This window comes from Pseudomonas sp. UBA4617 (genome assembly GCF_002386445.1).
GTDB lineage: Bacteria > Pseudomonadota > Gammaproteobacteria > Pseudomonadales > Pseudomonadaceae > Aquipseudomonas.
This window is the reverse complement of the sequence record NZ_DGIR01000019.1, coordinates 22,356-45,192: the sequence shown is the minus strand read 5'-3', so window position 1 is coordinate 45,192 and position 22,837 is coordinate 22,356. Positions and strand designations below refer to the sequence as shown.

General features: G+C 59.2%; 17 protein-coding genes and 1 other RNA gene. 9 read left to right on the top strand and 9 right to left on the bottom strand.

What is annotated here, in order from left to right:
• Positions 1 to 202: 202 nt before the first annotated feature.
• Positions 203 to 1,552: an NCS2 family permease gene (locus B4L76_RS07105; protein WP_414707174.1), complete on the bottom strand. Its 1,350-nt coding sequence runs from the start codon at positions 1,550 to 1,552 to the stop codon at positions 203 to 205.
• Positions 1,553 to 1,835: 283 nt separating this feature from the next.
• Here B4L76_RS07105 and B4L76_RS07100 point away from each other — a divergent pair, with 283 nt between their 5' ends.
• Entirely contained in the window at positions 1,836 to 2,591 is a 756-nt protein-coding gene (locus B4L76_RS07100) for a GntR family transcriptional regulator (protein WP_186674849.1), read from the top strand.
• Positions 2,592 to 2,639: 48 nt separating this feature from the next.
• Here the strand turns inward: B4L76_RS07100 and guaD are convergent, their stop codons facing one another.
• The 4 genes from guaD to xdhA form a co-directional block, all read right to left on the bottom strand.
• Positions 2,640 to 3,944, bottom strand: a complete 1,305-nt coding sequence (gene guaD, locus B4L76_RS07095) for a guanine deaminase (protein ID WP_296231443.1) — start codon at positions 3,942 to 3,944, stop codon at positions 2,640 to 2,642.
• Between the two features lie 10 nt (positions 3,945 to 3,954).
• Positions 3,955 to 4,800 (bottom strand): xanthine dehydrogenase accessory protein XdhC, encoded by an 846-nt coding sequence (xdhC, locus tag B4L76_RS07090; protein WP_296231442.1) that lies wholly within the window; start codon positions 4,798 to 4,800, stop codon positions 3,955 to 3,957.
• Between the two features lie 117 nt (positions 4,801 to 4,917).
• Positions 4,918 to 7,317, bottom strand: a complete 2,400-nt coding sequence (xdhB, locus tag B4L76_RS07085) for a xanthine dehydrogenase molybdopterin binding subunit (RefSeq protein WP_296231441.1) — start codon at positions 7,315 to 7,317, stop codon at positions 4,918 to 4,920.
• Positions 7,310 to 8,764, bottom strand: coding sequence for a xanthine dehydrogenase small subunit (gene xdhA, locus B4L76_RS07080; protein ID WP_296231440.1), 1,455 nt, complete (start codon positions 8,762 to 8,764; stop codon positions 7,310 to 7,312). Before xdhA ends, xdhB begins: the two co-directional genes overlap by 8 nt.
• Positions 8,765 to 9,032: 268 nt before the next feature.
• On the opposite strand from xdhA, the gene B4L76_RS07075 reads away from it, so the two are divergent.
• The 8 genes from B4L76_RS07075 to B4L76_RS07040 all read left to right on the top strand — a co-directional run bounded on the left by B4L76_RS07075 (position 9,033) and on the right by B4L76_RS07040 (position 20,084).
• Positions 9,033 to 9,692: a GntR family transcriptional regulator gene (locus B4L76_RS07075; RefSeq protein WP_296231438.1), complete on the top strand. Its 660-nt coding sequence runs from the start codon at positions 9,033 to 9,035 to the stop codon at positions 9,690 to 9,692.
• Positions 9,693 to 9,695: 3 nt separating this feature from the next.
• Positions 9,696 to 13,184, top strand: a complete 3,489-nt coding sequence (gene smc, locus B4L76_RS07070) for a chromosome segregation protein SMC (RefSeq protein WP_296231436.1) — start codon at positions 9,696 to 9,698, stop codon at positions 13,182 to 13,184.
• 204 nt (positions 13,185 to 13,388) lie between these two features.
• Positions 13,389 to 14,279 carry a cell division protein ZipA gene (zipA, locus tag B4L76_RS07065; protein WP_296231434.1) on the top strand — a complete coding sequence of 297 codons (891 nt, stop codon included), beginning with the start codon at positions 13,389 to 13,391 and terminating at the stop codon, positions 14,277 to 14,279.
• 82 nt (positions 14,280 to 14,361) lie between these two features.
• The gene (ligA, locus tag B4L76_RS07060; RefSeq protein WP_296231432.1) at positions 14,362 to 16,692 is read left to right on the top strand and encodes an NAD-dependent DNA ligase LigA; all 2,331 of its coding nucleotides are present in this window, start codon (positions 14,362 to 14,364) and stop codon (positions 16,690 to 16,692) included.
• Positions 16,693 to 16,993: 301 nt separating this feature from the next.
• Positions 16,994 to 17,090, top strand: an RNA gene (ffs, locus tag B4L76_RS07055) — signal recognition particle sRNA small type.
• 425 nt (positions 17,091 to 17,515) lie between these two features.
• Positions 17,516 to 18,373, top strand: a complete 858-nt coding sequence (locus tag B4L76_RS07050; protein WP_218186625.1) for a hypothetical protein — start codon at positions 17,516 to 17,518, stop codon at positions 18,371 to 18,373.
• Positions 18,363 to 19,109 carry a hypothetical protein gene (locus tag B4L76_RS07045; protein WP_033694615.1) on the top strand — a complete coding sequence of 249 codons (747 nt, stop codon included), beginning with the start codon at positions 18,363 to 18,365 and terminating at the stop codon, positions 19,107 to 19,109. Before B4L76_RS07050 ends, B4L76_RS07045 begins: the two co-directional genes overlap by 11 nt.
• Before the next feature lie 126 nt (positions 19,110 to 19,235).
• Positions 19,236 to 20,084: a hypothetical protein gene (locus B4L76_RS07040; protein WP_033694614.1), complete on the top strand. Its 849-nt coding sequence runs from the start codon at positions 19,236 to 19,238 to the stop codon at positions 20,082 to 20,084.
• 372 nt (positions 20,085 to 20,456) lie between these two features.
• Here B4L76_RS07040 and B4L76_RS07035 read toward each other — a convergent pair whose 3' ends face one another.
• The 4 genes from B4L76_RS07035 to B4L76_RS07020 all read right to left on the bottom strand — a co-directional run bounded on the left by B4L76_RS07035 (position 20,457) and on the right by B4L76_RS07020 (position 22,817).
• Positions 20,457 to 21,236 (bottom strand): hypothetical protein, encoded by a 780-nt coding sequence (locus tag B4L76_RS07035; RefSeq protein WP_155953451.1) that lies wholly within the window; start codon positions 21,234 to 21,236, stop codon positions 20,457 to 20,459.
• Between the two features lie 291 nt (positions 21,237 to 21,527).
• Positions 21,528 to 22,280: a recombinase family protein gene (locus tag B4L76_RS07030; protein ID WP_256204586.1), complete on the bottom strand. Its 753-nt coding sequence runs from the start codon at positions 22,278 to 22,280 to the stop codon at positions 21,528 to 21,530.
• Positions 22,281 to 22,334: 54 nt separating this feature from the next.
• Positions 22,335 to 22,544, bottom strand: a complete 210-nt coding sequence (locus B4L76_RS07025; RefSeq protein ID WP_027615225.1) for a hypothetical protein — start codon at positions 22,542 to 22,544, stop codon at positions 22,335 to 22,337.
• A gap of 51 nt (positions 22,545 to 22,595) precedes the next feature.
• Complete coding sequence (locus tag B4L76_RS07020) at positions 22,596 to 22,817, bottom strand: helix-turn-helix domain-containing protein (RefSeq protein ID WP_027615224.1); 222 nt, start codon at positions 22,815 to 22,817, stop codon at positions 22,596 to 22,598.
• Positions 22,818 to 22,837 lie beyond the last annotated feature (20 nt).

Below are 22,837 nucleotides of genomic sequence, written 5' to 3'. Positions count from 1 at the left end.
GGTTGGTGCGACGCGATATCCCGTCATGCGCCAAGGCGTACGCGCGCAAATCCCCCAGGAATAACTGGCCCGAAACAACCGTAGGAGCGAGCGCAGCTCGCGATGCGCCGCGCGGGCGGCGCTCGATCTCACAGGCGCCAGATCTACTGCGACAAACCAACAAAAAGGGCGCCGAAGCGCCCTTGGTCGCTGCAGCAGGGGTTCAGAGGAACACGAACTTGGCAATGAAGATTGCGCACAGTACCCACAGGCTGGCGGAAATTTCCTTGTACTTGCCGGTACCCGCCTTCAGCGCCACGTAGCTGATGAAGCCCAGGGCGATACCATCGGCGACGGAGAAGGTCAGCGGCATCATTATCACCGTGACGATTGCCGGGATGCTGTCGGTAGCTTCGTCCCAATGAATGTGGGCCATGCTGCCCATCATCAGCATCGCCACGTAAATCAGCGCGCCGGCAGTCGCATAAGCGGGAATCATTCCGGCCAATGGCGCGAAGAACATCGCGGCAATGAACAGCACGCCGACCACCACTGCCGTCAGCCCGGTGCGGCCACCTGCGGCAACCCCTGCAGCACTCTCCACATAGCTGGTCACCGGCGGTACACCGACCACGGCACCGAACACGCTCGAAGCACTGTCGGCCTTCAGCGCCCGCGACAGATTCTCGATGCGCCCGTCCGGCGCCACCAGGTTGGCCCGCTGCGCCACGCCCATCAAGGTGCCGGCCGTGTCGAACATATGCACGAAGAGAAATGCCAGCACCACGCTGATCATGCTGACGTTGAACACCCCGGCCACATCCATGGCCATCCAGGTCGGGGCCAGGCTCGGTGGCATCGATATCACCCCGCCGAACTTGACCAGGCCCAGGCCCCAGCCCGCCAGGGTGACGCCGATGATGCTGATCAGGATTGCACCGAACACCCGTTTGTAGCTGAGGATGGCGATCAGCAGGAAGCACAGCGCCGCCAGCAGCGGCCCCGGCTCGTGCAGCGAGCCCAGCTTGATCAGGGTGGCAGGGCTGTCGACGATGATGCCTGCGGTTTTCAGGCCGATCAGCCCGAGAAACAGTCCGACGCCGGCCCCCATGGCATGGCGCAGGCTGACCGGGATGCTGTTGAGCAACCATTCGCGCACTTTCGACAAGGTCAGGAACATGAACAGCACGCCCGAGACGAACACCGCGCCGAGTGCCGTTTCCCAGTTGTAGCCCATGGTGCCGACCACGGTGTAGGTGAAGAAGGCGTTGAGACCCATGCCGGGGGCCAGGCCCACCGGCCAGTTGGCATACAGGCCCATCAACAGGCAGCCCAGCGCGGCGGCGATGCAGGTGGCGACGAAGGCGGCGCCGTGGTCGATGCCGGCGTCGGCCATGATGTTGGGGTTGACGAAGATGATGTAGGCCATGGTGATGAAGGTAGTCACCCCGGCGATCATTTCGGTCCTGACGGTACTGCCGTGTTGCTTGAGTTTGAAAATCCGCTCCAGCCAGCTCGTTTCGAGCGGTGGGGCGAGATCCAGCGTAGGGGCTTCGGATTTGCGGCTTTCCACAGCAGGTACTCCTCAAGTCTTTCTTGTTGTTCTTGGGCCCGGTTCCTGCGCAATGCACTTGGCGGCCCCGCGAGGGAAGGCAGACGTCTGACCGCTTTTGTTGACTTGCAGGTCAAGAAGTTGCTCGGTGGATTATGCTTTTGTGTACAAAGAATGCAAATAATGTTTTATCTTTTGTGCGCGCAATGTGGCGTACAACGGCTATATAGGTAAAAGGCCACCTGCAGAATCGGCTCAGCCTGTGTACAATGGCGCCATACTTTCCTTCGTGCCTCGAGAGCCCATGAACGAACAGCTGCAACCTCTGAAGAAACCTGCGCGCAACGGCAAGGCCGGCCGCAGTGGTACCCAGGACGACATCGTCTACGCGCATATCTTCGAGGCGATCCTCGAACAGCGTCTGGCTCCGGGCACCAAGTTGAGCGAGGAAGCGCTGGGCGAGATCTTCGGCGTCAGCCGCACCATCATCCGCCGCGCCTTGTCGCGCCTGGCCCACGAGAGCGTGGTGCTGCTGCGGCCAAACCGTGGCGCGGTGGTGGCCAGCCCCACCGTGGAAGAAGCCCGTCAGGTGTTCTTCTCACGGCGCATGGTCGAGCGGGCCATCACCGAGCTGGCGGTGCAGCACGCCACGCCAGAGCAGCTCAACGAACTGCGGCAGATGGTGCGTGACGAGCGCGACAGTTTCTCCCGTGGTGACCGGGGCGCCGGCATCCGTCTGTCCGGCGAGTTCCACCTCAAGCTGGCAGAGGCTGCGGGTAACGCGCCACTGGTCAGCTTCCAGCGCAGCCTGGTGTCGCAGACCTCGCTGATCATTGCCCAGTACGAAAGCGGCAACCGCTCGCACTGCTCGTATGACGAGCACATGCAACTGATCGATGCCATCGAAGCGCGTGACGCCGAGCAGGCCGTGAGCCTGATGATGCACCACATGGACCACATCGACAGCAAGCTGAATCTGGACGAGGAAAGCGCCTCGGACGACCTGCATGCGGTGTTTTCGCACTTGCTGAAAAAGCCCAAGGTGGCCGCCAAGGGTTGATCGTTTGCCTGAATGAACGAAGGGGCCGCTTGCGGCCCCTTTCTGTTATCAGCGCTGGTGCACGCAACGCCCGGCGGCGTAGGTTTCGCGCACGGTGCGATCATCGCCCAAGGTGGTAAGCACGAACAGCGTCTCTTCAATGCTGTTGGACTGCTGGATACGGTAGTCCAGCAACGGCGTGGCCTTGTAGTCCAGCACCACGAAGTCGGCATCGTTACCCGGGCGCAGGCTGCCGATGCGGTCGTCGAGACGCAGCGCACGGGCGCCGCCCAGGGTGGCCAGGTACAGCGACTTGTACGGGTGCAGGCGCGCGCCCTGCAGCTGCATCACCTTGTACGCTTCGTTGAGGGTGTTGAGCAGCGAGAAGCTGGTGCCGGCGCCGACGTCGGTGCCCAGCCCCACATTGACCTTGAAGCGTTCGGCCTGGGGCAGGTTGAACAGGCCGCTGCCGAGGAACAGGTTGGAGGTGGGGCAGAAGGCCACGGCCGAGCCGGTCTCGGCCAGGCGCTGGCATTCCTCGTCGCACAGGTGCACGCCGTGGGCGAACACCGAGCGCTCGCCCAGCAGCTGGAAGTGGTCGTACACGTCGAGGTAGCCCTTCTGCTCGGGGAACAGCGACTTGACCCAATCGATTTCCTTGAGGTTTTCCGACAGGTGCGTGTGCATGTACACGCCCGGGTGTTCCTTGAGCAACTGGCCGGCGAGGGTCAGCTGTTGTGGGGTGCTGGTCGGGGCGAAGCGCGGGGTGACGGCATAGTGCAGACGGCCCTTGCCATGCCAGCGCTCGATCAGGGCCTTGCTTTCGGCGTAGCCAGACTCGGCGGTGTCGGTCAGGTAGTCCGGGGCGTTACGGTCCATCATCACCTTGCCGGCGATCAGGCGCAGGTCGAGGCGCTCGGCCTCTTCGAACAGCGCGTTGACCGATTCCGGGTGCACGCTGCCGAACACCAGCGCAGTGGTGGTGCCGTTGCGTAGCAGTTCCTTGAGGAAGATCTTCGCGACCTGATCGGCGTGATCCTTGTCGGCAAACTGCTTTTCGCAAGGGAAGGTGTAGGTATTCAGCCAGTCCAGCAGCTGTTCGCCGTAGGAACCGATCATGCCGGTCTGCGGGAAGTGGATATGGGTGTCGATGAAGCCTGGGGTGATCAACGCGTCCTGGTAGTGCTCGACCGGGATGTCGGCATCCAGGCTCGGCAGCAGTTCGCTGGCATGGCCAACGGCACGGATACGGCCATCGTCGACCACCAGCAGGCCGTCCTCGAAATACTCATGGGAAGCTTCCAGGCCTACCTCGGCCGGGTCGGCGATGCTGTGCAGGATGGCGGCACGGTAGGCTTTGCGGGTAACGGTCATAACACACTCGTCAATGGGCTTGGCTGCGCCGGGAGGGCGGCAGCAACTGGGCAATGGGGCCGGCATTGGCCGCAGCGTCGTGCTGGCCGAAGCAGGCGTTGTAGGTGGCGATGATTTCGGCGGCGATGGACACGGCGATCTCGATGGGCAGCTTGCCCTTGACCTCGGCCAGGCCCATCGGGCAGCGCATGCGCGCCAGCACGGCATTGTCGTAGCCGCGTTCGCGCAGGCGGTGTTCGAACTTGACCCGTTTGGTCTTCGAGCCGATCAGGCCGAACCAGGTGAAGTCGTTGCGCTTGAGGATGGCCGCGGTCAGCTCCAGGTCGAGCTGGTGGTTGTGGGTCATGACGATGCAGTAGCAGCCCGGTGGCAGGCTGGCGACTTCGTCGACCGGTTCTTCGCTGACCACCTTGGTTACCCCGTCGGGCACCCGGGCCGGGAATTCCTGCTCGCGCGAATCGATCCAGCGCACCCGGCAGGGCAACGCGGCGAGCAAGGGTACCAGAGCGCGGCCGACATGGCCCGCGCCGAACACGGCGATCTGCGCCTGCACCGCGGCCATGGGTTCGAACAGCAGCACGGTGACGCCGCCGCAGCATTGGCCCAGGCTGGCGCCGAGACTGAAGCGTTCCAGGTGCGGGGTACTGCGTTGCTCCTCCAGCATCTGCCGGGCGATGTGCAGCGCCTTGTATTCCAGATGGCCGCCGCCGATGGTGTCGAACAGGCCGGTGGCGCTGACAACCATTTTCGAGCCAGCGTTGCGCGGGGTCGAGCCGCGCTCCTCGATGATGGTGACCAGCACGCAGGCTTCGCCACGGGACTGGTGGTCGGCAAGGGCGTTGATCCATTGGTGCATGATGCAACCTCTCTAAGCCATGCTGCAGATCCTGTGGGAGCGGGTTTACCCGCGAATGCGGCGCTGAAGCCATTATCGCATTCGCGGGTAAACCCGCTCCTACAGGCCCCTGCATTGTCAATGAGGCACGGTTTCCAGTTCCGGCTCGGCAGGTTGCGCCGCAGCCACCGCCTTGCGCATCTGCTCGCAACCCCACAACACCCGCTCCGGTGTTGCCGGTGCATCGATGGCCGGCTGCACGCGGTAGTCGGCGATGCTGGCCACGGCGTCCTTGATCGCGCACCAGGCCGCGATGCCGAGCATGAACGGCGGCTCACCCACGGCCTTGGAATGGAATACGGTGTCCTCCGGGTTCTTGCGGTTTTCCACCAGTTTCACCCGCAGGTCCAGCGGCATGTCGGCCACGGCCGGGATCTTGTAGCTGGCCGGGCCGTTGGTCACCAGCTTGCCCTTGGCGTTCCACACCAGTTCTTCGCTGGTCAGCCAGCCCATGCCCTGGATGAAGCCGCCTTCCACCTGGCCAATGTCGATGGCCGGGTTCAGCGAAGCGCCCACGTCGTGCAGGATATCGGCGCGCAGCATCTTGTATTCGCCGGTCAGGGTGTCGACGATCACCTCCACGCAAGCGGCGCCGAAGGCAAAGTAGTAGAACGGCCGGCCGCGCGCCTGGTTGCGGTCGTAGTAGATCTTCGGTGTGCGGTAGAAACCAGTGCTGGACAGTGACACCTGGGCGAAGTAGGCCTGCTGCACCAACTGCTCGAAGCTGACGATCTGGTCGCGCACGCGCACATGGCCGTTGCGGAACTCGACGTCTTCCTCGGTTACCTGATAGTGCCGCGCGGCAAACTCGGTCAGGCGCTTCTTGAGGATTTCGGCGGCATTCTGCGCAGCCTTGCCGTTCAGGTCGGCGCCACTGGACGCGGCGGTCGGCGAGGTATTGGGCACCTTGTCGGTATTGGTGGCAGTGATCTGGATACGGCTGAAATCGACCTGGAAGACCTGCGCCACCACCTGGGCGACCTTGGTGTTCAGGCCCTGGCCCATCTCGGTGCCGCCGTGGTTGAGGTGGATGCTGCCGTCGGTATAGATGTGGATCAGCGCACCGGCCTGGTTGAGGAAGGTGGCGGTGAACGAGATGCCGAACTTGACCGGGGTCAGCGCCAGGCCCTTTTTCAGCACCGGGCTGTTGGCATTGAAGCGGCGGATAGATTCGCGGCGCTCGGCATAGTCGCTGCTGGCTTCCAGTTCAGCGGTCATTTCCTCGAGCATGTTGTGCTCGACGGTCTGGTAGTAGTGAGTGACGTTACGCTCGTTCTTGCCGTAGTAGTTGGCCTTGCGCACCGCCAGCGGGTCGCGGCCCAGGTGGCGGGCGATGTGGTCCATCACCTGCTCGATGGCGACCATCCCCTGCGGGCCGCCGAAGCCGCGGTAGGCGGTATTGGACGCGGTGTTGGTCTTGCAGCGGTGGCCGTGCACGGTGGCATCGCCCAGGTAGTAGGCGTTGTCGGAGTGAAACATGGCACGGTCGACGATCGAGCCGGACAGGTCAGGTGAATACCCGCAGTTGCCGGCCAGGTCGAGGTTGATGCCCTGCAAGCGGCCGTCGTCATCGAAGCCCACGTCATACTCGACATAGAAGGGGTGGCGCTTGCCGGTCATGGTCATGTCTTCGACCCTTGACAGGCGCATCTTGGTCGGCTGCCCGGTCAGGCGCGCAATGACGGCACACAGGCACGCCGGGCTGGCAGCCTGGGTTTCCTTGCCGCCAAAACCACCACCCATGCGGCGCATGTCAAGTACCACCTTGTTCATTGGCACATCGAGAACCTCGGCGACCAGCTTCTGCACCTCGGTGGGGTTCTGCGTGGAGCAGTAGACGATCATGCCGCCATCTTCGGTGGGCATTACCGAAGAGATCTGCGTTTCCAGGTAGAAATGCTCCTGGCCACCGATGTGCAGGGTGCCCTGGAGGCGGTGTGGGGCAGTGGCCAGGGCGCCAGCAGCGTCGCCGCGCTGGTGGGTGTGGCTGTCGAGCACGAAGTGTTTCTTGCGCAGCGCTTCGACCACATCCAGCACCGGCTCCAGGTCTTCATACTCGACGATCGCGGCCATCGCCGCACGGCGTGCGGTGTCGAGATCGCGGGCGGCCACGGCGAGCACCGGCTGGCCGAAGTACTCGACCTTGTCGATGGCCAGCAACGGGTCGCCGGCCACCACCGGGCCGATGTCCTTGAGGCCGGGAATGTCTTCATGGGTGATGGCGATGCGCACACCGTCGAAGGCATAGCAGGGCGCGGTGTCGATGCGCAGGATACGCGCATGGGCGCGATCGGAGGTGCGGGCGTAGACGTGCAACTGGTTGGGGAATTCCAGCCGGTCGTCGATGTACACGGCCTCGCCGGACACATGCTTGTCGGCGCTGTCATGCTTGACGCTGCGGCCAACCCCGGTGGTCAGATCCTGGCTGAACAGTTCGGCCATCTCGGCCTGGCTCTTGGCTACGTGATGGTTAGACATAAGCGGTCACCCGGGTTTCGATGTACGGCGTTTGCTGTTCGATGAAGTACTTGCGCAGCAGGTTCTGCGCGGTCAGCAGGCGGTATTCCTTGCTGGCACGGAAGTCGCTGAGCGGGGTGAAGTCTTCGGCCAGGGCCTGGCAGGCACGCTCGATGGTGGCCTGGTTCCATGGCTTGCCGCGCAACGCTGCCTCGCAGGCGCGGGCGCGTTTGGGGATGGCCGCCATGCCGCCGAAAGCGATGCGCACGCCGCTGACCACACCGTCTTCGATGCTCAAGTTGAAGGCGCCACACACCGCGGAGATGTCATCGTCCAGGCGCTTGGATACCTTGTAGGCGCGAAACGCCCAGTCGGAGGTGGCACGCGGCACGATGATCTTCTCGATGAATTCGCTGTCCTGGCGGGCAGTGATGCGGTAGTCGATGAAATAGTCTTCCAGCGCCATCACCCGCTGGCGCTCGCCCTGGCGCAGGACAATCTGCGCGTCCAGGGCAATCAGCAGGGGCGGCGAGTCGCCGATCGGCGAAGCGTTGCCGATATTGCCGCCCAGGGTGCCTTGGTTGCGGATCTGCAGCGAGGCGAAACGGTGCAGCAGGGCGCCGAAGTCGGGGTACTCCTCGTTGAGTGCGCCGTAACAGTCGGTGAGTGGGGTAGCGGCGCCAATCTCCAGGTGGCTGGCGGTTTTCTCGATGCGCTTGAGCTCGGCCACGTGGCCGACGTAGATCATCACCGGCAAGGTCTTGTGGAACTGGGTGACTTCCAGGGCCAGATCGGTGCCGCCGGCCAGCAGCCGCGCCTCGGGGTGCGAGCTGTACAGGTCGGCCAGGTCGGCCACGGTCAGCGGCACCAGGCAGCGTTTGTCGCCGCTGTTCAGCTCACCGGTGTGGGTTGGCGCAATCGCCTTGAGGCGGCTGATGGTCTGCGCCTGCTGGGCATCGAACTGGTCGCGGCACGGCTGCCGGCAGCTCTGCTCGGCGGCTTCGAGGATCGGCCGGTAGCCAGTGCAGCGGCACAGGTTGCCGGCCAGGGCCTCCTGAGCCTGGTGCAGGTCGGGGCCATTGCTGTTCTTCTGCAGGGCGAACAGCGACATGACGAAGCCAGGGGTGCAGAAGCCGCATTGCGAACCATGGCAATCGGCCATGGCCTGTTGCACGCTGTGCAGTTGCCCCTGGTGCTTGAGCCCCTCGACGCTGATCAGTTGCTTGCCGTGCAGCGACGAAACAAACGTCAGGCACGAGTTGAGGCTGCGGTAGCGCAGGCTGTCGTTGCCCTGGTCGTCCTGGGTCAGTTCGCCGACCACCACGGTGCAGGCGCCGCAGTCACCACTGGCGCAGCCCTCCTTGGTGCCAGGTTTGCCCAGGTGCTCGCGCAGGTACTGCAGCACCGTCATGTTCGGGTCCAGGGCATGCTCACTACGCAGCTCCTGGTTGACGAGAAACTGGATCACGGGGATAGCCTCGCAATGGTTTTATTGTTGTTGGGCGGACTCTAAGCAACACCTGTCCTGCTGGTCAATAATTTTCTGACTCGAAGGTCAGGAAATTATGTATGTAGCTGCCCAACGGTTCACATTGCCCATATGCCAAGCATAGATCGCGCCGGGCGCGGGGTTGCCTGGCGGGTCAAATAATCCGCCTGGCCCCTCTGCGCGATTACCGGGCAAGTGCGCTACAATCCGCTGCTTGTGCCCAGTTCACTGATTTTGAAGGACAACCATGACGTTCAAGGCCCCGGACAGCCTCTCCGAGCAGATTGCCGATTACCTGGCCGAACGCATCATCCGCGGCGAGCTGGTGCCAGGCGAGCGTATCCAGGAGCAGAAGGTCACCCAGGCGCTCAACGTCAGCCGTGGCTCGGTGCGTGAAGCGCTGCTGATTCTCGAGCGCCGGCACCTGGTGGCGATCCTGCCGCGCCGCGGTGCCCACGTGACCAAGCTGGACGAGCGCGGCGTACGCAGCCTGTGTGCGCTGATGAGCGAGTTCTACATCCTGCTGGGCAATGCGGTCGCGCAAAAATGGCGCACCGATGCCGACCTGCGCCCGTTCCTGGACATCCAGCAGCGCCTGCAGCGGGCGCATCAGCAGCTCGATATCAAGGCCTTCGTCGCCGACAGTTTCGCGGTCATGCGTGCGGCCTATTCGTTCGCCGATAACCCGTTCCTGCAGGAAACCGTGGAAAACCTGCAGCCAGCCATGAGCCGCGCCTACTACCTGGCGCTGGACCAGCGCCAGGCCAGCATGAGCGATTACCTCGACCTGTTCGCCCGCCTGCTCGACGCCGTGGTCGCCCGCGACCTGCCGCGCATCCGCGAGGTGCTCACCGCCTACTGCCAGCGCAGCTGCGAACTGGTGCTGGCGGCGCTGGCCCGAGTCTGACCGATGCGCCTGAAGTGCATTCGCCTGGCCGGGTTCAAGTCGTTCGTCGACCCGACCATGGTCAATTTCCCCAGCAACATGGCGGCCGTGGTCGGCCCCAACGGCTGTGGCAAGTCCAATATCATCGATGCCGTGCGTTGGGTAATGGGCGAGAGTTCGGCGAAGAACCTGCGTGGCGAGTCGATGACCGACGTCATCTTCAACGGCTCCAGTGGCCGCAAGCCGGTCAGCCAGGCCAGCATCGAACTGGTGTTCGACAACAGCGAAACCACCCTGGTCGGTGAATACGCTGCCTACGCCGAAATCTCGATCCGTCGCAAGGTCACCCGTGACGGGCAGAACAGCTACTACCTCAATGGCACCAAGTGCCGGCGCCGCGACATTACCGATATCTTCCTCGGTACCGGCCTCGGCCCGCGCAGCTATTCGATCATCGAACAGGGGATGATCTCCAAGCTGATCGAGGCCAAGCCCGAGGAGCTGCGCAACTTCATCGAGGAAGCCGCCGGTATTTCCAAATACAAGGAACGCCGCCGCGAAACCGAGAACCGCATCCGCCGCACCCAGGAAAACCTGGCGCGCCTGACCGACCTGCGCGAAGAGCTGGAGCGCCAGCTGGAGCGTCTGCACCGGCAGGCCCAGGCCGCGGAAAAGTACCGCGAATACAAGGCCCAGGAACGCCAGCTGAAGGCTCGCCTGTCGGCCTTGCGCTGGCGTGACCTGGATGCACGCGTGCGCCAGCGCGAGGCCGTGATCGGCGACCAGGACGTGGCCCATGAAGCGTTGGTCGCCGAGCAGCGCAACGCCGATGCCAGTATCGAGCGCCTGCGCGACAGCCATCACGAATTGTCCGAGCGCTTCAACCAGGTGCAGGGCCGCTTCTATTCGGTGGCAGGGGATATCGCCCGGGTCGAGCAGAGCATCCAGCACGGCCAGCAGCGCCTGCGCCAGTTGCAGGATGACTTCAAGGAAGCCGAGCGCACGCGCCTGGAGACCGAATCGCACCTGGGCCACGACCGCACTCTGCTGGCGACCCTGGGCGAAGAGCTGGCCATGCTCGAGCCCGAGCAGGAAATGACCTTGGCCGCTGCTGAAGAAGCCGCCGCCGCTCTTGAAGAGGCCGAACTGGGCATGCACGGCTGGCAGGAGCAGTGGGACAGCTTCAACAGCCGCTCCGCCGAGCCGCGCCGTCAGGCCGAAGTACAGCAGGCGCGCCTGGTGCAGCTGGAGGCCAGTCTCGAACGGCTGGCCGAACGCCAGCGCAAGCTGGGCGAGGAGCGCGAGCAACTGGGCAGCGATCCGCAGGACGCCGCCATGCTGGAATTGTCCGAGCAGTTGGCCAGCAGCGAAATGTTGCTCGAAGAACTGCAGTTGTCCGAAGAGCAGGTGGTCGAGCGCCTGGAAGGCCTGCGTCAGCAACTGCAACAGGCCACCCAGGCCCAGCAGCAGGCGCAGGGCGACCTGCAGCGCCTGGGCGGCCGCCTGGCTTCACTCGAAGCCTTGCAGCAGGCTGCGCTGGAGCCGGGCGCAGGGTTGGCCGACTGGCTGCACGGCCAAGGCCTTGAGCTGCAACCACGCCTGGCTGAAGGGCTGCGCGTGGAGCCGGGCTGGGAGCTGGCCGTGGAAACGGTGCTTGGCGCCGACTTGCAGGCGGTGTTGGTAGACGATTTCAACCGCCTCGATTTTGCCGGCCTGGAGCAGGGCGAGTTGCGTCTGTTGCTGGCCAGCGGCGACAGTGCTTCGCTGCCTGGCAGCTTGCTGGAAAAGGTCTCCGGCGGTATCGACCTGGCGCCTTGGCTGGGCCTGGTGCGGCCTGTCGAAGACCTGGCACAAGCGCTGGCGCAGCGCGCCTCGCTCGGTGACGGCCAGAGCCTGGTCAGCCGCGATGGCTACTGGGTTGGCCGGCATTTCCTGCGCATACGCCGTGGCGGCGAGGCCGAAGGCGGGGTGCTGGCGCGTGGCCAGGAAATCGAACGCCTGGGCCATGAACAGGCGCAGCAGGAAGCGGCGCTCGAGCAGCTGGAGCAGCAGTTGCAGGCCCTGCGCGAGCAACAGCTGGGCCTGGAGGAGCAGCGTGAGCAGCTGCGCCGCCGTACCCAGGAAGAAAACCGCCATCACGGCGAGCTCAGGGCCAGCCTGTCAGCCGTTCGGGCGCGCGCCGAGCAGGTCGAGTTGCGGCGCCAACGCCTGCAGGAAGAGCTGGTTGAAGTGGAACAGCAGCGGGCCCTGGAGCACGAGCAGCTGGGTGAAGCGCGCCTGCTGTTGCAGGAGGCCCTTGAGCTGATGGCCCAGGACACCGAGCAGCGCGAGCAGTTGATGGCCCGTCGCGACACCCTGCGCGAAAGCCTCGACCGCGTGCGCCAGGAGGCCCGCCAGCACAAGGACCACGCCCACCAGTTGGCCGTGCGCCTGGGTTCGCTGCGCGCCCAGCACGATTCCACCCGGCAGGCCCTGGAGCGTCTGGAGCAGCAGGCCGCGCGCCTGACCGAGCGGCAGGAACAACTGAGCCTGAACCTGGAAGAAGGCGCGGCGCCGCTGGAGGAGTTGCGCCTGAAGCTCGAAGCGCTGCTGGAGCAGCGCATGGGCGTCGATGAGGAAATGCGCCTGGCCCGCCTGCACATGGACGAAGCGGACCGTGAGTTGCGCGATGCCGAGAAGCGCCGTACCCAGGCCGAACAGCAAGCCCAGCTGCTGCGCGGCCAGCTGGAGCAGTTGCGTCTGGAATGCCAGGGCCTGGACGTGCGGCGCAAGACCCTGCAGGAACAGCTGCTGGCCGATGGCTACGATCTGCAGGGCGTGCTTGCCACCCTCGAGGCTGAGGCCACCGAGCAGGGCACCGAGCAGGAACTGCAACAACTCGATGCGCGGGTCCAGCGCCTGGGGGCGATCAACCTGGCGGCCATCGAGGAGTATGAACAGCAGTCCGAGCGCAAGCGTTACCTGGATGCTCAGGACGCCGACCTGGCCGAAGCGCTGGAGACCCTGGAAAACGTCATTCGCAAGATCGACAAGGAAACCCGCAACCGTTTCAAGGATACCTTTGATCAGATAAATGCCGGATTACAGGCACTTTTCCCAAAAGTTTTCGGCGGTGGCAGCGCTTATCTGGAACTGACGGGCGAAGATCTACTCGATACAGGGGTGACGATCATGGCGCGACCACCGGGCAAGAAGAACAGCACCATCCATTTGCTGTCCGGCGGCGAGAAGGCACTGACCGCGTTGGCGCTGGTGTTTGCCATCTTCAAGTTGAACCCCGCACCGTTCTGCATGCTCGACGAGGTCGATGCGCCGCTGGACGATGCCAACGTCGGGCGCTATGCCCGCCTGGTCAAGGAAATGAGTGAAAGCGTGCAGTTCATCTATATCACCCACAACAAGATCGCGATGGAAATGGCCGACCAGTTGATGGGGGTGACCATGCATGAACCGGGCTGCTCAAGGCTGGTAGCGGTGGACGTGGAGGAGGCCATGGCCATGGTCGACGCCTGATACGCGACGATGGGGCATATTCTGTAGCGAAATGCCCCCGCCATGTGCGACAGACGGTGTAAAGTTGTCTTTGGTCGTGCTAGCTTAATGTCACTCGTTTTTTGCGTGGGTAAAACGCCTGTCAGAACATAGAGTTGGCGCCACGTGTTAAAGGGCTTTGAACCCTTTGTTTTCAAGCATATTTTTATAGAGGCACGGGATTACATGGAAATCGGTCTGCGCGAGTGGCTGATCGTCATCGGCATCATTGTCATTGCCGGGATTCTTTTCGACGGCTGGCGCCGCATGCGCGGCGGGAAAGGCAAGTTGAAATTCCGTCTGGATCGCAGTTATTCCAACCTGCCGGACGAAGAAGGCAATGCCGAAGTGCTTGGTCCGTCGCGGGTGCTGGAAACCCACAAGGAGCCTGAGCTGGATGAAAGCGACCTGCCGTCGCTCAGCGCTTCTGCACGTGACCGCGAACGCGAACCCAGGCCGGCCAAAGCCAGCAAGCGCAGCAAGCGAGCCACTGCGGCTGCCGAGGCGCAGCAGGGCGACCTGAACCTGAGTGCCGAGCCGCGTGAGGCCGACCTGTTTGCCGACAGCGATGACGACTTTGCTGCGGAAAACCCCCGCAGCAGCAACCCGGCATCTTCCAGCAGCAGCGTCAAGGAGCTGCCACCGGCCGAAGAAGTGCTGGTGATCAGCGTGATCTCCCGCGACGAGGGTGGCTTCAAGGGCCCGGCGCTGTTGCAGAACATTCTGGAAAGTGGCCTGCGCTTCGGCGAAATGGACATCTTCCACCGTCACGAGAGCATGGCCGGCCACGGTGAAGTGCTGTTCTCCATGGCCAACGCGGTCAAGCCTGGCGTATTCGACCTGGACGATATCGACCACTTCAGCACCCGTGCGGTGAGCTTCTTCCTCGGCCTGCCGGGCCCGCGTCATCCGAAGCAGGCTTTCGACGTGATGGTGGCTGCGGCGCGCAAGCTGGCCCACGAACTGAACGGCGAGCTCAAGGACGACCAGCGCAGCGTGCTGACCGCGCAGACCATCGAGCATTATCGCCAGCGCATCGTCGAGTTCGAGCGCCGTGCGCTGACCCAGAAGCGCTGACAGATCCAGACGAAAGAGCAGCCTGAGGGCGGTGCTGGACGCCCCCAGGCTGCTCTTTTGCTTTGCAAGAGAAGACAACCCCATGACCGTCGAATCCCGTATCCACGAACTCCGTCACCAGCTCGACCAGCACAACTACCGCTACTATGTGCTCGACGAGCCCAGCGTGCCCGATGCCGAATATGACCGCCTGTTCAACGAGCTCAAGGCGCTTGAAGCCGAACACCCGCACCTGGTGACCCCCGACTCGCCGACCCAGCGGGTTGGCGGCACGGCCTTGGCCGCGTTCAGCCAGGTGCGCCACGAAGTGCCCATGCTCAGCCTGGGCAACGCTTTCGAAGAAGCTGACCTGCGTGAGTTCGGCCGCCGCGTGGTCGATGGCCTCGACCAGCCCGGAGCAGTGGACTACAGCTGCGAACCCAAACTCGACGGCCTGGCAGTGAGCCTGCTGTACCGTGACGGCCTGTTGGTGCAGGGCGCTACCCGCGGTGACGGCACAACTGGCGAAGACATCAGCGCCAATGTGCGCACCGTGCGCAACATTCCGCTCAAGCTGCAGGGCGAGGGCTGGCCGGCGGTGCTGGAGGTGCGCGGCGAGGTGTACATGAGCAAGGCCGGTTTCGACCGGCTCAACGCCGCCCAGGCCGAGGCCGGTGGCAAGACTTTCGCCAACCCGCGCAACGCCGCTGCCGGTAGCTTGCGCCAGCTGGATTCGAAGATCACCGCCAGCCGTCCGCTGGAGTTCTGCTGCTATGGCGTCGGCCAGGTGTCGCAGAGCATCGGCGACAGCCACATCGGCATCCTTGAGCAGCTCAAGGCCTGGGGCCTGCCGATCAGTCGCGAGCTCAGGCACGCTGCCGGCATCGAAGAGTGCCTGGCCTACTATCGCGATATCGGCGAGCGGCGCAACAGCCTGCCTTACGAAATCGATGGTGTCGTGTTCAAGGTCAACAGCCTGGCTGCGCAACGCGAACTGGGCTTTCGCGCTCGTGAACCGCGCTGGGCGATCGCCCACAAGTTCCCTGCCATGGAAGAGCTGACCGAGGTGCTGGACGTCGAGTTTCAGGTCGGTCGCACCGGCGCGGTAACCCCGGTGGCCCGCCTGAAGCCTGTCAAGGTGGCTGGCGTGACCGTATCCAATGCCACCCTGCACAACATGGACGAAATCGCGCGCCTGGGCCTGCGCATTGGCGATACGGTGATCATCCGCCGCGCCGGGGACGTGATCCCGCAGGTGATGCAGGTGGTGCTGGAGCGCCGCCCGGAAGATGCCCGCCCGGTGCAAGTGCCAAGTCAATGTCCTGTATGCGGCTCGCAGGTCGAGCGTACCCAGCTGGTCAAGCGCAGCAAAGGCAAGGAAACCACCAGCGAAGGCGCGGTGTACCGCTGCGTCGGCCGCCTGGCCTGTGCTGCCCAGCTCAAGCAGGCGATCATTCACTACGTATCGCGACGCGCCATGGACATCGAAGGCCTGGGTGAGAAGAGCGTCGAGCAACTGGTGGACGAAGGCCTGATCGGCTCGCCGGCAGACCTGTACAAGCTGGAGTTCGAACAGATCGTCGGCCTGGAAGGCTTCGCCGAGGTTTCCAGCCGCAAGCTGCTGGACGCCATCGCAGCGAGCAAGCGCCCGAGCCTGGCGCGCTTTATCTATGCCCTGGGCATTCCCGATGTCGGCGAGGAGACCGCCAAGGTGCTGGCCCGTTCGCTGGGCAGCCTGGCGCGCGTGCAGCAGGCGCTGCCGCAAGTGCTCACCTACCTGCCGGACATCGGCCTGGAGGTGGCCTACGAGATTCACAATTTCTTCGAAGACGAGCACAACCAGAAGGTGATCAGGCAACTGCTCGATAGCGGCATGCAGTTGCAGGACGAAGGCGACCTGGCTGCGGAATTCGCTGCCAGCACTACCCTGGCCGGGATGATCGCCAAGCTCGACATTGCTTCGGTTGGCCCGACCGGCGCCGAAAAGCTGGTGGCCAGGCTCGACAGCCTGGACAAGATCATCGCTGCTGACGGCATCGACCTGCGCCAGGCCCTGGCCGCCAAGCAGGCCGAGGCCGTGCGTGAATTCTTCAAGGTCGAAGCCAACCAGAAACTGGCGCGCGCCATCGAAGCGCAGTTGCTGGCGTTCGGCATGCACTGGAGCAGTGAGAAGAAAGTGGCCGAAGGCTTGCCACTGGCTGGCCAGACCTGGGTGCTGACCGGCACCCTGGAGCGCATGAGCCGTGACATTGCCAAGGAAAAGCTGGAAAGCCTGGGGGCCAAGGTGGCCGGTTCGGTGTCTGGCAAGACCCACTGCGTGGTGGCAGGGCCGGGGGCCGGTTCCAAGCTGGCCAAGGCCAGCGAGCTGGGGGTGAAGGTGCTGGACGAAGACGCCTTCGTCGCCTTCCTGGCCGAGCAGGGCATAGCCGTCTGACGCCCTGCGCAATTTCCTGTAGGAGCGGCCTTGCGTCGCGAAAGGGCCGCAAAGCGGCCCCGGCAATGTTGGCTCGAGACCCACGCCCAGGCTTGCACGGACGCCCTGTCCTGCTCAGGCTCTGCAAGGTGACGCGCCCCGTGAAGGTGCGCGCCAATCCGCGAAGAGGCCCGCCAGGCCTTCTCAATCCGGACAAGTCATTGAGAAATGATGACTTTTTCTCGCCCCAGAGGTTGTATCTGCTCTCAAGACCGGTACAATGGCGCCACTCGCTGCTCAGCGAGCTCTGTAGTGGTGGTCCCATCGGTCCCCCCGCATTGATTACCCGTTAACCTGGTCAGGCCCGGAAGGGAGCAGCCATAGCGGGAACATCGAGTGCCGGGGTGTGGCTGGTGGGGCCGCCTCCATTACGCAAGTCCTTGAATTCTCAAGGCTTTCTCTCTCAAAAATCTCGAAGTGTGACAGCGTTTAGGTACACCTGAGTGGTGCACGACGTCTGTATCCTACTCATGCCGAGCTCATCATCCAAGACCTTTCGAACCGTTGATCCTCTGAGAGCGTAGTGCTCATCACTTTTAGCTTGCTGACTGATGATCGAAGTCAAGGGCTGTTCGCGTGTTACTCCTTTCTCCTTCTGAATTTTTCTTCTACTAGCACACAGCTGAAGAGCAGCCATCTGACCTCCGTCACGGGTGAAAACGTGCGTGCATTATCTTTTCAGCTGAAGTATAAAAAGCATGGCATCTTGCTACTAATGCTTCTGGGGCTTGCCTATTTTTGACGACTGCGTTGAGGCGCCCACGGACGGACATCGACAACGGTGATGCAATATCTTTTGCATCTAAGGGCTCACAAAACCATGGCAATAAATTTAGATGTCGTGATTGATACCCCTGAATATGAAGTAGATATGAAGGCGGGGCTTGATACCCTTCAAGGTATTTCTGATGCTACTAGAACTATTGCTGAAACTCTCCTGACGGGAAAGGTTCCGCAACGAAAATCTAGTAAAAGTAGTGTTAGGACTACGCTCAAGCGAACTTTCAAAGGGTCTTACGGGCAAAATTTCAGTTTATACTTGTCCGATGATGAGCTGAAGAAAGAGTATAGAAAAATCGGAAATACAGCTTTTTCTGAATTGATGGGCTTCTTTATGAAGGAGGCTTTAGACTTGGAAGTTGCGGAGCTTTCTGAAAAATCTGAAAAGATAGTTGCCAAGCTTGGTGATAATGCGGAAAGGCTAGTTAGGCAGTTACGTACATCTATAATGAAAGACGCGCATGAAGTTCCTAAGAAATTTGGCAATGATGTGAAGGTTAGATTTAAGAGTGGTGCTGAGCGAGTCGTGATTGCAAAGTTCGATCGCACGACTGCATTAGCATTGGAAGCGAAAAGGTCAAATGTTAAGGTCAGCATAAGTGCGGCGATTCGTAGGTTCAATACGAATACGGGTAATGGTCGCCTGCAGATTTTAGGAGGCAGTGAAACTGTAGCCTTTGGGTTTGAGAAGGTGTACAGGGATGTCAGGTTTGCCACTAAAAAGAAGTTTTCCGAAAATCTTGACTTTAATAATGGAATAGATTCTGAAAATTGGAGATATCTGGAAATCGAAGCTTACCCTATTAAATTGTTTGATGGTCGGATTATTAAGTATGTAGTTGCTGGTCTTCATGAAGCTTAATAAGTATGTGGTGTGGGCGGTCTCGCTGGCGGTAAGCGTTTGCTTATTTTATGCGTGGCATTTTTACTATAAGTTGGGGTATGTGATTTCCGACGATCCAGAAGATTGGGGGCAGTTAGGTGATTTCATTGGGGGTTTAGTAAATCCTCTGCTTAGTTTCATGACGTTTATTTTTGTGGTCAAATCTTTGTCTTCGCAAAATGAAGCAAATGCTGAGATGAAGAAAGAAATGCAAAATACACGGAAAACTGAAAGGCTACGCTCATTTGAGACCCAGTTGTTTCATATGATTGGCTCCCAAAGAACAGCGTTTGAGATGTTTAAGATTAATGAAGTATCATTTCGCGGTGTTTTAGAACGAGTAGGTGTTAGTGCGGTTCTTGTCCTTGAGGATGAGGTAGAGAGCCTTCGAACGGTTTATGGTGAAGATTGTCTTGAGTTGGTTCCCTCATATTTGGAGGCGGTTGATCCTACCGATCAGATATACGGGATGACTAGGATTTTCTACAATATGGTTAAACTGATTTCTGATAAGTTAAGTGATGCCAACGGATTTTCTTTAGAAGATAGAGAGTCGCATTACCTAACGCTAATAAATTTTACTGATTTCTCTCTTCTTCGACTTGTTATGTTGAGTGCTCAGTTCTTAGAAAATCCGTATACAGATTATTTAAAGTCGGCTAGCGAGCTTGGCAAGGTCCTTGATGAGGTTGGGTTAAGTTTCGAGCTGTACTGATTAATTGTAATACGGGTGAGATAGGTTTTCAGGTTGAGTGAGTGCGGCCCATGGAGGGCGGTGGCAGGTTTTGGATGAGGTGGCGCGGCATGGTTTTGGGAGCGGATATAAATAAGGAATGATCAAATGGTAGTGCACGCGGAGTTTCAAAAGCTCTTGGAAAAAATTACTCATGCCGACGTCTACAAACGAGTAACAGCTGATATTTTTCATGAGCGTGAGGTCTCACTAATTAGGCAGCACGAGCAGCTTCCTGAATGGATTGAGAAGGAGGAACATGGTCCTTATTACTTTGTTAGGTACTCGTCGCCATCAACATTGAAAGAAGTTACAATCAAAACTAAGACATACAAGCTTGATGATCAAATTGAACTAAATACACTGCATAAATTGAAAACTTATCAGTGGCTATTAGCCGATGCATATGAAGCGTTCGAGGATTTTGTCGAGACGGTTTATGCGGACTGCGGTGTCAGAGGTAGCAATCTTTGGGTTAGACCTGAGGGCTGGAGGCATGAAGGGTCAAAAAAGTTAAGTGACTATTTGAAGCCTAGGCGAAAAGGCAGTAGTACTCCTTATGTACAGCTAAACGCGTTTCGAGAACGTTCTGAGCACTTCCGCACACATGAGGCTAAGGATGATAGCAAATATCGAGTGGTATTTGTTTTGATCGAAAAGTTCCGCCATCTGATAGTGCATGAGGGCGGCTACTGTACTAACTTTGAAAGCCTTATGAAAAAGGTGCAAAGGGATTTAAGTGGGGTAAGTTTCAAAGGTGTACGGTCTTATTTTGATGCGTACCTTATCCCTCACAGAGGGGCCAAGTTGATTGACCTTCTTGAATATCCCGCTGAGGCTGGGCCGGGTTCGGTGATTGGTGCCTATCACGACACTATGTCCTACTTTTTTAACGTGCTGATCGAGTATGCACTTCTGATCAAGGAAAGCATCGAATTTGATGATAAGGCTTTGTAGTCGTCACATTTAGAATTTATTCGCAAAACATATGCGGATTTCCAGTCTCCTAACTGCTATCTTTATCTGGTTAATATTAAGCCTATAGGAAGAGTAGGGCTGTGATGAATCGGCCTATCTTGATTAGTGCTACCATCTGGTTTTAAGTTTCGCCATCCTGTATTAATGTATGGGATGATGGTGTAGAGACCGGTAGCTCGTTTATCGACTCGCTTAATACTCCAAGCTACTTGATCGTGCGAATTTAAATGGCATCATGCTAGTTGTCGAAAATTGCTACCGAAATGACTCTATGTCCGGACTCGTCGATGGGCTCAGTCAATAAATCGGGAGCTCTAGAACACAATAAAGATCGTTGTTAGGTTCATCATTTTATTTGGGTAAATAGGTTTTCTCTCCTCTCAAAGTAGTGCCGGAACGGATTAAACCCAAGTTTGTAAGGTTATTTATAGCATTTTGAACGGTGCTAGATGTATAGCTGAGGTCTTTGGCGATGCGGGTAATTGTTGCAGCTTGGCCGGTTGTGGCCTGATTATTTATATAACTTTTAACCATATTGACGGCGGTGGGGGAAATATCTGTCGAATCTACCCTATTCAAGTTGGAGCTATCGAATTGTTTCTGAACGGCTGCTAGTCTGATTTCAAGCCCTTCATACCTGACTTGCAGCGCCTCGTGCTGTTGAGCAAGTTTGGTGTGTGCAAACGCAGTCTTTTCTGCTTGTTCAAGAGCAGAGTTTCGGGTGACGCGGGCTTCTAAGAGCTCGTCTTGAGCTTTTCGTCGGGAATCATTAGCGTGCTTGGACTCAACTCTGAGGCTGGCGACACTGGCTTCTAAGCTTGTACATTTTTCAGAAAGCTCCTTGTTAGCACTGGTTAGTTTCTCATGGTCAATGGTGTATTGTGACAGAATGATCCACAATGACCCCGCTAGTGCACAGCCCAATAGTGTGACTAGCCATAGTGGGATGGTAGTGACCATGAACGCACTAACAATAGAATCGCCATAAGTGCCAAGCCATCCGAACAAGCTGGAAAGCCAATCAGGGAATTTGCTGTTTTGAATAGTGTATTGGCCAACGCTGCCAACAAAACCTATGGCTGCAAGCCCTGCTAGGGCGCGTGCCTTGCCCCACTTTCCATTGATATCCACAAGAGCCCCCAAGCCAGCCAAAGGTATAGTTTACCAGCGTCATCCTTCTGAAGGAAAAACTTTGAGATATGCTCAATAGCTGGGGGTGGCTAGGTTGGCAAGGCACCAATTTCCTGTGGAAGGGAAGTGCGTGTCAAATGCGAACTCTCATTTCAGGCCTTAGTAAATAAGACTGCAAGGGCTGGAACGATTCGCCAGAAAACCAGCAAATCGATTTAGCCCGTTCGGAAAGCTGACTTCTAGAAGTCCCCAAAATATGGAAATAACATCTGGCTATATCTATCTACCTTGTTAGAACGACACGCTCAGAGAAAGCATTAGACGACGTACAGCTGTAGCATTGAACTCACTGCCACGTGGGGTGCGAAGCCCTTTCTTGTTCAGGCATTCAGCGACCGATTGCAACGTATTCACCTTGTTGTACAGGCATGATTCCAAATGCGGACGGAGGCCATCTTGATAGGTGCTGATCTTATTCATGCGGGCGGTGTTGGCTGCTGTGATATCAGCCATTGCACGGCCCTTAGCTTGAGATTCTGCACGGTTAGCCACCTTCTGCTGGGCTACTGTATCACCAGCGTCTGCACGTCTCTGGAGGGATGCTAGAGCTTCCTTTGTGCGGGTGGCAATGAACTCTCGTTCCTGCTGGGCAAGAGCAGCGAAAAGGTGGAGTTGAAAGGTGTTGGCCTGTGGCATCGTGGCCACTTTGAAATCAACTTGCTCCATCAGCTGAGCAATGTGCAGCACGGAGCGGGAAAGACGGTCCAGCTTGGCAACCAGCAATTGAGCGTTGTGCTGTTTGCAGGCTGCCAGAGCTTTTCGACCCTCTGGCCGATCCTCAAGGGCGAGCTTGCCAGATACCACATCCACAAATTCACCAATGACATTCCAGCCGTTCGCTTGAGCTGCACGTTGGATGTAATCACGCTGGGCTTCCAGACCTAGGCCAGAGTCACCTTGGCTCTTGGTAGATACCCGAATATAAGCAACAACGTTTGTCATGATGATGGCCCGTCTGTGTGAGGCCAATTTAGCAACTGCCATGAGTAATTGTCAATTACGCAGACGTTCGTCTAAGCAAATGACAAATCGTGAATTTTAAGTTGACCTCAGGGACTCTATTCCTGAGGCGATGGCTTCGGCATTCGTGTCGAGGGTATGCATGATACTCAGCACGTTGTCATGCACGTTGGTTGACCCGCGTTGACTGATCCACAGGCCCACCTCTTCCAAAGCTGCACGTATGGCGATTTGATTGAGGTGCAGCAATTCAAGTGTGTCAGCTGTGATTGGAATACGGTCATCCATATAAGTAGTCCTGCGAGGGGGCGAGCCTGAGTGTAGCGTCGATTTATGTGGCTACAGACCTTCAAGCAGCTCTGATAGGGACATGCTCAGCCCGTCAGCAAGCACCTTGGCCGCTTCAAGGCTTGGGTTGGCCGTACCCATCTCAATGCGAGACATGTAGGTGCGAACAAAGCCGCATTTGTCAGCGAATGCTTCTTGGCTGAAGCCTTGGCTGCTGCGTAGGTTTCGGATTCGTTGGCCAAAGGCCTTTCGTAGGTGTTGGTTTGTCTGCATCCCTGCATGATGGTTGGATG

Coding starts and splice junctions, on each gene's coding strand:
- xdhC (WP_296231442.1), bottom strand. CDS start 4,800: ATGCACCAATGGATCAACGCCCTTGCCGACCACCAGTCCCGTGGCGAA.
- zipA (WP_296231434.1), top strand. CDS start 13,389: ATGGAAATCGGTCTGCGCGAGTGGCTGATCGTCATCGGCATCATTGTC.
- B4L76_RS07045 (WP_033694615.1), top strand. CDS start 18,363: ATGAAGCTTAATAAGTATGTGGTGTGGGCGGTCTCGCTGGCGGTAAGC.
- B4L76_RS07025 (WP_027615225.1), bottom strand. CDS start 22,544: ATGGATGACCGTATTCCAATCACAGCTGACACACTTGAATTGCTGCAC.
- smc (WP_296231436.1), top strand. CDS start 9,696: ATGCGCCTGAAGTGCATTCGCCTGGCCGGGTTCAAGTCGTTCGTCGAC.
- guaD (WP_296231443.1), bottom strand. CDS start 3,944: ATGACCGTTACCCGCAAAGCCTACCGTGCCGCCATCCTGCACAGCATC.
- ligA (WP_296231432.1), top strand. CDS start 14,362: ATGACCGTCGAATCCCGTATCCACGAACTCCGTCACCAGCTCGACCAG.
- B4L76_RS07075 (WP_296231438.1), top strand. CDS start 9,033: ATGACGTTCAAGGCCCCGGACAGCCTCTCCGAGCAGATTGCCGATTAC.
- B4L76_RS07040 (WP_033694614.1), top strand. CDS start 19,236: ATGGTAGTGCACGCGGAGTTTCAAAAGCTCTTGGAAAAAATTACTCAT.
- B4L76_RS07030 (WP_256204586.1), bottom strand. CDS start 22,280: ATGGCAGTTGCTAAATTGGCCTCACACAGACGGGCCATCATCATGACA.
- xdhB (WP_296231441.1), bottom strand. CDS start 7,317: ATGTCTAACCATCACGTAGCCAAGAGCCAGGCCGAGATGGCCGAACTG.
- B4L76_RS07050 (WP_218186625.1), top strand. CDS start 17,516: ATGCAATATCTTTTGCATCTAAGGGCTCACAAAACCATGGCAATAAAT.
- B4L76_RS07100 (WP_186674849.1), top strand. CDS start 1,836: ATGAACGAACAGCTGCAACCTCTGAAGAAACCTGCGCGCAACGGCAAG.
- B4L76_RS07020 (WP_027615224.1), bottom strand. CDS start 22,817: ATGCAGACAAACCAACACCTACGAAAGGCCTTTGGCCAACGAATCCGA.